This is a genomic window from Caulobacter sp. S45 (assembly GCF_903642205.1).
GTDB lineage: Bacteria > Pseudomonadota > Alphaproteobacteria > Caulobacterales > Caulobacteraceae > CAHJWH01.
Genome location: NZ_CAHJWH010000128.1, coordinates 1 through 9,320, shown reverse-complemented (window position 1 = coordinate 9,320; position 9,320 = coordinate 1). Strand labels below are relative to the sequence as shown.

The following is a 9,320-nucleotide window of genomic DNA, read 5'->3' as shown; positions in this document are numbered from 1 at the left end:
TGGGGACCGGCGGGCTTGTGCGCGACGCTGCGCCAGACCAACCCGCCGGCGACGACCAGCACCACGATGATGATGATGGCCCAGAGCTCGTAGCGGGTGCGCTGCGCCTCCGGGTCGCGCATGTGGGCGTAGTCCTTGTCGTCACTCATCCCGTACGCCCCCGGAGCCTGTTCAGCTGTCCTGCCTAACGCGGAGGTGGCGGCCGCGCTCCACCCACTCTTCGGTCGGGCCGTAGAAAGCGACGCGGCCGGCGTCGAGCACGCAGACCTTGTTGCAGACGATCTGCACCATGTTGAAGTCGTGGGTGCCCAGCACGACGATCTTGGCCTTCTCCACGAAGTTGTGCATGCGGTTCTGGGCCTTGGTCATGAACTCCACGTCGCCCGCGCTCAGCCACTCGTCCAGGATCAGGATGTCGGCCTCGAACTCGGTGGCGCAGGCGAACATCAGCCTTGCCACCATGCCGGCGGAGAAGGTCTTCACCGGCAGGCGCACGAAGTCGCCCAGGCCGGAAAATTCCACGATCGGTCCGATGCGCTCGTCGATGACCTTGTTGGAGATGTGTCGCATGGCGCCGAGCTTGCGGATGTTCTGCAGGCCGGTGGCCTCGAAATCCATGCCGGCGCTGGCCGCGATCATGCTTGTGATGCTGCCCTCGATGTCCACGCGGCCTCGAGCGGGATGGTAGATGCCGGCCATCACCTTGAGCAGCGAGGTCTTGCCCGAGCCGTTGTGGCCGATCAGGGCCAGCCGGTCGCCGTCCTGCAGGTGGAAGCTGACGTTCTCCACCGCGCGCACCACGGTGATGTCGCCCTGGTCCTTGTATAGCTTGCCGCCCACGGCGAGGTTGAACACCGCATTGCGCAACGACTGCGCGCGCACGCTGTAGACGTAATAGTCCAGCGTGACATTGTCCAAGCGGAGCGAACAGCTCATCGATTGCGCCTTTAGAGCCAGAACACGACGCGCTTGCGGTAGAGCGCGAGCTGGGTGATCACCACGGCGCTCAGGATGACCATCATCCCGAGCCCCCACTCGAAGTGCATCAAGGTCGGTTCGCGGCCGATCAGAGGCTGGCGCACGAGTTCCAGGAGATGGCCGAAAGGGTTGAGGTCGAAGAGCAGCCGCTTCTTGCCGTGCATCTGGGAAGGCACCCAGAAGACTGGCGTGATGAAGAACAGGATCTGCACCGCAAAGCCCACCGTCTGGTTGACGTCACGGAACCGGGTGGAGGGTATGGCGAGGATCATGCTGACCAGCGACATGTCGATCAGCACGATCGGCAGCCCGATCAGCAGGTGCCACGTCGGCACGGCGCCGAGCCTGAGCACCGCCAGCACGATCCAGAGCGCGATCAGCTGCGCCAGGAAGTTGATGACGTTGCGCGTCATCATCAGCAGGACGTGGAAGGTCAGAGGCAGCTTCATCGTCTGCATGAGGCCGCCGGCGCTGATGAACACGCTGGCCGCCTCGCTCATCACCGGGCCGATGATGCTCCAGGACAGAATGCCGGAGATGATCAGGGCGAAGTTGGTGCGGTAGTTCTGACCCATCAGGCCGCCGAACACGACCGACAGGGAGAACGAGATCGCCAGCAGGTTGGCGGTCAGCCAGAAGGGGCCGAAGATGGTGCGCCGGAAGCGTGCGACCGTCTGCTCCCAGGCCAGCCGGCTCCACAGCGGCGCCAGCCTCACCCCGTCAATGATGTCGCGGAACGCGCCTTCGACAGCGTCCATGAAGTCCCGATCCGAAGCTTGTTCACACTATGGCCGGCTGGCCGGGCGGTCTGTCCGGGTCGAGACGGGCGATTTCAAGGCAAAGCGTCCGCCTGTGACTCACCACCTCAGCGCCCCGCTCGGAGCGCGCCCTGCAGGCAAGCCGCGGAGCTAACAGATCGGTCCGCCCCGTACAAGTTGCGCGGCGACGTCGCCGACCGGTGTTCCTTCCGCTGTGGCTGCAGCCGTACGGATCGGCCGAACTGAGGTCCTGTGCTACGCCAATGCGGGTAGGCACGCCATCGGAGCCGAAGCGTCCCGCTCCAGCCTTCCCGCTCATCCCGGCGTTCGCCGGGACGAGCGGGAAGGCTATCTGCCGATAGCTACGCTCCTGCGGAGCGCCAGAGACGCTCGGTTCAGCGCTGCCAGGTCCGCCTCATCCGCCAGGATCGCGTCTGCGAGGTGCACAGCCCTGGCCAGCTGGTCCGGCGTCAGGTGACGCCAGGCCGGTGGCGCGACCACCTCCCGCCACGGCGCACCGCAGATCGCGTCCAGGATCACCCGGCCGAAGCAGTGGTCCAGGCGGATCGGCCATTCGGGATGGTGCACAGCGGCGGCCGGCAGGTCATGGCGCATGCGCTGCAGCCACAGGGCCTGCAGCTCGGTCGGCGGAGACGTCAGGCCGCCGCGTCCCGCTGCATCGCCTCCAGATGGCCGCGCAGCGCCTCGATCTGGTCCCAGGGCATGTCGCCGAGCGGAAAGTGGCCGGCCAGCATCAGGGTGACGGCGAGGTTGGCGGCCTTGAGCTGGCGGCGCTTGGCCAGATCGTCGGGCGCTTTACGGAGCGCGTAACGGAGTTCGTCGCGATAGGCGCACATGGGCTTGGTGGCCTCGGTGAAGGCCTGGCCGTCCCGGTGCGGCCGGGCGGCCAGCGCGCGGTCGAGCGCGGCCAGCGACTCGTCCAGGCGCGGATCGCTCACGCCATCTCCCGGATGCGCTCGCCCACCGGCAGGCGGCCGGCGCGGATGGCGCAGGTCAGGGCCTTGGTGGTGTGGATGGAGGTGTTCACGTCGCCGGTTATGGCCAGCAGCGCGTTCACCGCCGCGCCGCTCGCATAGCCCTTCCAGCCGAAGACGTAGGGCATGCCGATCTGGTGGAGGGTCGAGCCGTTGATGGTGAAGGGCCGCATCCGCTCGGTGACCATGGCCTTCACCTCGATCTCATTGCGCAGCGTGGAGATCACCGTCCAGTCCAGGTTCTTCACCCCGATCTCCTCGGCGAGTTCGGGCGAGATCTCCACGAAGGCCTCGGGCTGCAGCTCGGCGGTGTGGGGCATGATCCGGGTCGGGATGCCGCCGCAGTGCAGCTCGGTCAGGCGGTAGGTGGTCAGGATGTGGGGGAAGCGCGGGTCGGCGATCTCGTGCAGCTCGTTGCCCTCGCGCGGATAGCGCCGGGCGGTGGGATTGGCCTGCTGGCTGTAGAAGGGGTTGCGGGTAGGGCTTTCCAGCGGCTCGTAATAGGTCGGCAGCGGACCGTCCTTCAGCCCGGTAGGCACGAAGATGGCGCACAGGCCATCCGGCTCCATGATGAAGGGGTTGTTCCCGCCGATGGCGTCCATGCCCTTGGGGTTCTTCGACCAGTCGGGGCGGTAGTCGGGTCGCTTGTCGGGGATGAAGTCGGGGATGTCGAGGCCGGTCCACTTGGACCCCGCCTCGTCCCACCAGATCATCTTCTTCCTGTCCGACCAGGGCTTGCCCTCCGGGTCGGCGGAGCAGCGGTTGTACATGGTGCGGCGGTTGAACGGCCAGGCGAAGGCCCAGTCGGCGTGGCTGCCGGGGCCGTCCGGGCCGTCCGGCACGCGCATGCGCGCCTGGTTGCGGTCGTGGGTGGGATAGACGCCGGTGTAAATCCAGCAGCCGGCGGCGGTGGAGCCGTCGTCCTTCAGGTCCTGGAACTTGGCCACCTGCGCCCGGTCGGCCACCGTGTAGCCGTTGATCTCCTTGAGCACCTCCTCCGCGTCCGGCTCCTGGCGCTCGCCCTTGGCGGGATAGGTCCAGGTCAGCGCCTGGATGGCGGCGTCGGCCGGGTCGGTGCTGTCGGCGTACAGGGCCTTCAGCCGCCGTCCCAGGTGGTAGACGAACCAGAGGTCGGAGCGGGCGTCGCCCGCTGCCTCGCACACGTGGTCGTGCCACTGCACCAGGCGCGAGGTGTTGGTGACCGTGCCCTCCTTCTCGCCAGGCATGGCCGCGGGCATGAAGAAGACCTCCGTCGCGATCCTGTCCGGTGAGGTCAGGCCCTTCTGCACCCGCCGCCCGTCGCGCCAGAAATCGCCCGTCTCGGTCATGGCGAAGTCGCGCACGACCAGCCATTCCAGGTTGGCGAGCCCCTCCTCCACCAGCTCGGCGTTCACCGCGCCCACGGCCGGGTTCTGGCCGAACATGAACTGGCCCTTGACGACCCCATCGGGCATGGAGAGCGTCATCGGCTCCTGCGACACGTCGCCGACGAGCTTGGGCAGGTGCTTGTAGCCATAGCCGTTCTCACTGGTGGCGGCGTCGCCGTACCAGGCCTTGAGCAGGCTGATCACATACTTCGGCATGTTGTTCAGCCAGCCCGTGGCCGGGGTCTCGACCTCCAGATACTGTTCGAGCGTGTCGTGGTCGTGGAAGGCGTTGGGCTGGGCGAGGTAGCCGGGCAGCAGGTGCGACAGCGTTGGGATGTCGGTGGAGCCCTGAATGCTGGTGTGGCCCCGCAGCGCCATGATGCCCCCGCCGGGCCGCCCCACATTGCCCATCAGCCCCTGCAGCAGGGCCGCGGCGCGGATGATCTGCACGCCGACCGTCTGGTGGGTCCAGCCCACCGCGTAGCAGAGCGCGGTGGTGCGCTCGCGGCCGGAGGCCGCGGCGTAGGTCTCGGCGATCTTGAGGAAGGTCTCCTTCGGGCAGCCGGTGGCCTGCTCCACCATCTCGGGCGTGTAGCGGGCGTAGTGGCGCTTGACGATCTGGTAGACGCAGTTGGGGTGCTGCAGGGTGGGGTCGCGCTCCGGCGGCCCCTTGGACATCGTATCGGGCTTGGGGGCGTGATCGCCCTGCTCGTCCAGGGGGATGTCGGCCTCGACCGACGGGTAGCCCTTGCCCTTGTACTGCCAGCTGTCGGCGCTGTAGCTGTCGGTGTCCGCGTCGAAGCCGGAGAACAGGCCGTCGAGCTGCTCAGGGTCCTGGTACGTATCCTCGATGATGTGGTCGAGGTTGGTGTAGGCCAGCGCGAACTCGCGAAACCACAGGTCGTTCTCGATGACGTAGCGGATCAGCCCGCCCAGGAAGGCGATGTCGGAGCCCGAGCGCATCGGCGCGTGGATGTCGGCGAGCGCCGAGGTGCGCGTGAAGCGCGGGTCGATGTGAATGACCTTGGCGCCACGCCGCTGCGCCTCGACCACGAAGCGGAAGGCGATCGGGTGGTTCTCGGCCATGTTGGAGCCCATCACCACCACGCAGTCGGCGTTGGCGAGGTCCCACAGCGCCATGGTGGCGGCGCCGCGTCCGTAGGTGGCGCCCAGACTGGGCACCGAGGATGAGTGTCAAATTCGAGCCTGGTTCTCGATGCTGATCATCCCCAGACCGCCCCCCATCAACTTCTTGATGAGGTAGTTCTCCTCGTTGTCCATCGTGGCGCCGCCGAGCGAGGCGACCCCCAGGGTCTGGTTGATGGTGGTCCCGTCGGGCAGCCTCTCCACGAAGGTCTCGTCACGGGTCTGCCGGGTCAGGTGGGCGATGCGCTCCATCGCCCAGTCCAGCGGCTTCTCCTCCCACCTGTCGGCGTAGGGCGCACGGTGCATGACCGTGTTCACCCGCTTGGGGCTGAGCAGCATGCCGAGCGTCCCGGCGCCCTTGGGGCAGAGCGTGCCCTTGTTCACCGGCGAGCGCGGGTCGCCCTCGATATGGATCGGCTTCTTGTCCTTGACGTAGATCAGCTGGCCGCAGCCCACCGCGCAGAACGGGCAGACGCTGGTGCCCACGGCATCGGCCTGTTCCAGCCGCGGCCGCAATTCCTTGGACGCGGTGCTCTTGGACGCGGTGGAGAAGATGTCCTGGCCGGCGAGCTGCCGCGGCAGGGTCCAGTCCGCCAGGAACCGTTCGGCGCGCCCGGCGATGGATTTGGTGAGCTTCCTGGCCATGACGCGCGCTCCGACTTCAGGCCGCTAACTTAGCTCATGCGAGGCGGGTTCCCGCATCCCTTCTCCTCCCCTGCGCAGCGGGGGAGGGGGACCGCGCGAAGCGGGGTGGAGGGGGCGAGCGCCGCCGTCAGCCTGTTAGCGCCGCTCGCCCCCTCCGTCACGGCGCAGGTTGCGCCGCGCCCATGAGCGCCTTCGCGCTCAAACCCCCGCTGCGCAGGGGAGGAGAATTGCGGCAGGCAACTTAGCGCGATCTTGGCGGGTTAGCGTCCCACGACGGAGGTGGCGCAAATGCCGGAGATGGAAGGCGTGGTCACCATCGTGCAGGAGGGGCGGTTCCAGCTCACCGACACCGGTGGCGTCTCGCACCACTTCGTGCTCGGCCGCCACGCGCTGTGCGAGACCGAGCAGCTCCCGAAACTCGCCCACGAACAGTCCCGCGTGCGGGTTAAATACGCCCAGGCCAAAGGTATCATCGCGTTCGAGGCCAAGCGCATCACCCTGCTGGACGCCACCTGATGACCATGGTCGAGTTCGACGTCAGCCCCCGCGCGCGGGACTACACCCAATCCACGCTGAAGGGCCTGATCCCCGACGAATCCGAGCTCACCGCCGGCTGCCTCATCGAGCCCGGCAAGTCTTACGGCTTCTTCACCGACACCACCGTCTGCATCGGCTGCAAGGCCTGCGAGGTGGCGTGCAAGGAGTGGAACAACCTGCCCGCCGACGAGGTGGGCCTGACCGGCCACTCCTACGACAACACCGGTGCGCTCTCGTCCAACACCTGGCGCCACGTGGCCTTCGTGGAGAAGAAGCAGGCCGACCGCGCCGCTGCAGAGACCGGCTATGGCGTCCGGGAGAACGAGCAGGCCGCCTTCCAGTCCGGCTGGCTGATGATGAGCGACGTGTGCAAGCACTGCCACCACGCGCCGTGCATGGAGGCCTGTCCCACCGGCGCCCTGTTCAAGACCGAGTTCGACACCGTGGTGGTGCAGCAGGACATCTGCAACGGCTGCGGCTACTGCGTGCCGGCCTGCCCGTTCGGGGTGGTGGACGTGTCGACCACCGACGGCAAGGCGCACAAGTGCACCCTGTGCTACGACCGGCTGAAGGGCGGGCTGGAGCCCGCCTGCGCCAAGTCCTGCCCCACCGACAGCATCCAGTTCGGCGAGCTGAGCGACCTGCACGCCCGCGCCAAGGTCCGGGTGGAGGAGCTGCACGCCCGAGGCGTCACCACCGCCTACACCTACGGGGCGCCGGGCGACCCGGGCTCCACCGGCGACATGCAGTACCTGAACGCCTTCTTCCTGCTCACCGACCGGCCGGAGGCTTACAACCTGCCCGCCGCCCCCACCCGCCCCTCCAACCGGGTGAAGCCGGCGCTCGCCGCCGGCCTGATGGCCGTCGCGGCGCTGGCGCTCGGCGCCGTGGCCGCTTTCGCCGGAGCGCCGCGCCATGGACAATGACGTTCGGCCCCGTCGCTGGACCGAGAGCATAGCCGACGGCCACGGCAGCGGCTTCGACAAGAAGGAGATCCGCCCCTACGTCGAGACCACCTCCCAGGCCAGCCAGCCCAGCAAGTGGAAGGGCCCGACCTATTACGGCCGCTCCCAGCTCAAGGCCGCGCCGTTCAACAACTACGTCGTCGGCGGCTACATCTTCCTGGCGGGGCTGTCGGGCGGCGGCGCCATCGTCTCGACCCTGGCGGAGGCGGTCCGGGGCGAGCGGGCCTACGGGGTCGGCCGCCGCGGACGCTATGTGGCGACACTGGCGCCCACGATCGGCGCGCTTCTGCTGATCTGGGACCTGCACACGCCCCAGCGCTTCTACAACATGTGGCGGATCGCCAAGGGGACCTCGCCGATGTCCATCGGCACCTGGATCCTCACCGCCTTCATCCCGAGCTCTATGCTGGGGGCCGGCGCCCAGGTCCTGGCCGATGTCCTGCCGGGCGCCGGCTGGCTCAAGCCCGTCGCGCGATGGGGCAGCGCACCCTCTGCGATCACGGGCGCCGGGCTGTCGGTCTACACCGCCTCGCTCCTGGCGGCGACGAGCACGCCCTACTGGGCCGCCGCGCCTCGCTCGCTTGCGGTGCGCTTCGGCGCCTCCTCCCTCGTCTCCGGCTCCGCCTCGCTGGTGATCGGCGAGCGGGACCCAGCCACCCGCGACGCCCTGAACCTGATCCTCGGCGGCGCCCTGGCCGTCGAACTCGCCGCCACCATCGCCCACCATCATGAGGTGAAGAAGAAGGGCGTGGCTGAGGTGCTGAAGACCCGGTGGGGCCGCATCGAGCGGTTCGGCGTGGAGGGTCTCGGCATCCTTCTCCCCATAGGCCTGCACGCCGCCAGCCACCTAGTGTCAGATCGCAAGGGCAAGGCGGCGCTCTCCGACCTGGCGGCGATCTTCGCCCTCGCCGGCAGCGCCACCTTGCGCGTAGCGGCCCTCGCCGTCGGCGAGGAGTCCGCCCGTAGGCCGGACATCAGCTTCCGCTTCAGCCAGCCGGAGAACCTGCCGGGCTAGGACTTCCCCTCCTCCATCGAGGGAGAAGGGAGCCTCAGGCGATGGGAAATTGGCGCGCGGCCTCCTGCCTAGTCCGCCCCGAACAGGATCATCGCCGGCGTCACGCCCAGCGCCTGGGCGTAGGCCCGCGCGGCCTCGTCCGGGATATTGTGCTCGCCGTTTTCATGCGCGCGCACAGTGCTCATGTTCACTCCGCACAGCTCCGCCAGCTGCGAGCGTGTGCGCCCCGTCCGCTCGCGCAGCATCTTCAGACGCTCGCCCTGAGAGCCGCTGGCGATCCTCGCCTTTTCGCCCGTCGTTACGCCCAGCCGCTTCGCGGTGGCGGTGATGATGCGCACCGCCTTGCCAAGCTGCTCCTGCTCGGCCTCGAAGCCGTACTGGCCCAGCAGCACCTGGGCCCGGCGCAGGATCTCGAAGTCATCCATCGGGCGAGTGTAACCCTGGCGGAGGCGGATGGGAATCGAACCCACCACCCGCTGTTGGCGGGCCGCTGGTTTTGAGGACCAGGGGGGCCACCAGACCCCGATCGCCTCCGCCGCCTGGGCTATCAGTCCCGGGGGCCCGGGCCAAGCACACGCCGGTCACCGAGCCGGCGAGTGAATCGGACGGTGTCCAGGTATTCCAGCAGGGGCACGCTGAACTTGCGGGTCATGCCGAGCGCCGCACCCGCCTCCCCCACCGTCAGCCCGGGCGGGGCGAGATGTGGCGCCAGACCGGTCCGAGCCTCGGCGATGGCGTCGCGGTGGAAGACCAGCTCGCGCTTCTGCACCTGGTCGAAGGTGCGCACCGCCAGGCCAGCCTTAATCAGCCGCTCCAGCGCGCGCCGGGCGGCGGGCGTCGGGACGAGTTCGGCGAGGTCGGGGGGGGCCAGGCCCGCGGCCTGGAGGCGGGCGGCCAGGGCGTCGGTCGCGGCG

10 protein-coding genes and 1 tRNA gene are annotated in these 9,320 nt (G+C 68.3%); 3 read left to right on the top strand and 8 right to left on the bottom strand.

Features of this window, described 5'->3' with window-relative positions; all coding sequences use genetic code 11:
* Positions 1-171: 171 nt before the first annotated feature.
* The 5 genes from HUV06_RS12215 to fdh form a co-directional block, all read right to left on the bottom strand.
* The gene (locus HUV06_RS12215) at positions 172-936 is read right to left on the bottom strand and encodes an ABC transporter ATP-binding protein (RefSeq protein WP_174301539.1); all 765 of its coding nucleotides are present in this window, start codon (positions 934-936) and stop codon (positions 172-174) included.
* Between the two features lie 11 nt (positions 937-947).
* The gene (locus HUV06_RS12210) at positions 948-1,736 is read right to left on the bottom strand and encodes an ABC transporter permease (protein ID WP_174301538.1); all 789 of its coding nucleotides are present in this window, start codon (positions 1,734-1,736) and stop codon (positions 948-950) included.
* Between the two features lie 348 nt (positions 1,737-2,084).
* Complete coding sequence (locus HUV06_RS12205) at positions 2,085-2,351, bottom strand: GCN5-related N-acetyltransferase (RefSeq protein ID WP_174301537.1); 267 nt, start codon at positions 2,349-2,351, stop codon at positions 2,085-2,087.
* Between the two features lie 41 nt (positions 2,352-2,392).
* Positions 2,393-2,695, bottom strand: a complete 303-nt coding sequence (locus tag HUV06_RS12200; RefSeq protein WP_174301536.1) for a hypothetical protein — start codon at positions 2,693-2,695, stop codon at positions 2,393-2,395.
* On the bottom strand, positions 2,692-5,889 hold the full coding sequence (fdh, locus tag HUV06_RS12195) for a formate dehydrogenase (RefSeq protein WP_305793641.1): 3,198 nt from the start codon (positions 5,887-5,889) through the stop codon (positions 2,692-2,694). The genes HUV06_RS12200 and fdh overlap by 4 nt, the downstream gene beginning before the upstream one ends.
* A gap of 288 nt (positions 5,890-6,177) precedes the next feature.
* Between fdh and HUV06_RS12185 the strand changes: the two genes are divergently transcribed.
* Genes HUV06_RS12185 through nrfD form a run of 3 tightly spaced genes read left to right on the top strand, consistent with a single transcriptional unit; the run spans position 6,178 to position 8,406 of the window.
* The gene (locus tag HUV06_RS12185; protein WP_174301534.1) at positions 6,178-6,405 is read left to right on the top strand and encodes a hypothetical protein; all 228 of its coding nucleotides are present in this window, start codon (positions 6,178-6,180) and stop codon (positions 6,403-6,405) included.
* A complete protein-coding gene (locus HUV06_RS12180; protein WP_217433830.1) occupies positions 6,405-7,352 on the top strand; it encodes a 4Fe-4S dicluster domain-containing protein in 948 nt (315 codons plus the stop codon). The genes HUV06_RS12185 and HUV06_RS12180 overlap by 1 nt, the downstream gene beginning before the upstream one ends.
* Positions 7,342-8,406 (top strand): NrfD/PsrC family molybdoenzyme membrane anchor subunit, encoded by a 1,065-nt coding sequence (gene nrfD, locus HUV06_RS12175; protein WP_174301533.1) that lies wholly within the window; start codon positions 7,342-7,344, stop codon positions 8,404-8,406. The genes HUV06_RS12180 and nrfD overlap by 11 nt, the downstream gene beginning before the upstream one ends.
* A 68-nt stretch (positions 8,407-8,474) precedes the next feature.
* Here the strand turns inward: nrfD and HUV06_RS12170 are convergent, their stop codons facing one another.
* The 3 genes from HUV06_RS12170 to HUV06_RS12160 all read right to left on the bottom strand — a co-directional run.
* Entirely contained in the window at positions 8,475-8,831 is a 357-nt protein-coding gene (locus tag HUV06_RS12170) for a helix-turn-helix transcriptional regulator (RefSeq protein WP_174301532.1), read from the bottom strand.
* Between the two features lie 16 nt (positions 8,832-8,847).
* Positions 8,848-8,940: transfer RNA gene (locus tag HUV06_RS12165), tRNA-Sec, on the bottom strand.
* Positions 8,941-8,953: 13 nt separating this feature from the next.
* The coding region (locus tag HUV06_RS12160; protein WP_174301531.1) for a SelB C-terminal domain-containing protein at positions 8,954-9,320 on the bottom strand (367 nt) is incomplete at its 5' end.

Bases quoted from the DNA above. Each gene is read 5' to 3' on its own strand.
- HUV06_RS12215 (WP_174301539.1), bottom strand. From the start codon at position 936: ATGAGCTGTTCGCTCCGCTTGGACAATGTCACGCTGGACTATTACGTC.
- HUV06_RS12210 (WP_174301538.1), bottom strand. From the start codon at position 1,736: ATGGACGCTGTCGAAGGCGCGTTCCGCGACATCATTGACGGGGTGAGG.
- HUV06_RS12205 (WP_174301537.1), bottom strand. From the start codon at position 2,351: ATGCGCCATGACCTGCCGGCCGCCGCTGTGCACCATCCCGAATGGCCG.
- HUV06_RS12185 (WP_174301534.1), top strand. From the start codon at position 6,178: ATGCCGGAGATGGAAGGCGTGGTCACCATCGTGCAGGAGGGGCGGTTC.
- HUV06_RS12180 (WP_217433830.1), top strand. From the start codon at position 6,405: ATGACCATGGTCGAGTTCGACGTCAGCCCCCGCGCGCGGGACTACACC.
- nrfD (WP_174301533.1), top strand. From the start codon at position 7,342: ATGGACAATGACGTTCGGCCCCGTCGCTGGACCGAGAGCATAGCCGAC.
- HUV06_RS12170 (WP_174301532.1), bottom strand. From the start codon at position 8,831: ATGGATGACTTCGAGATCCTGCGCCGGGCCCAGGTGCTGCTGGGCCAG.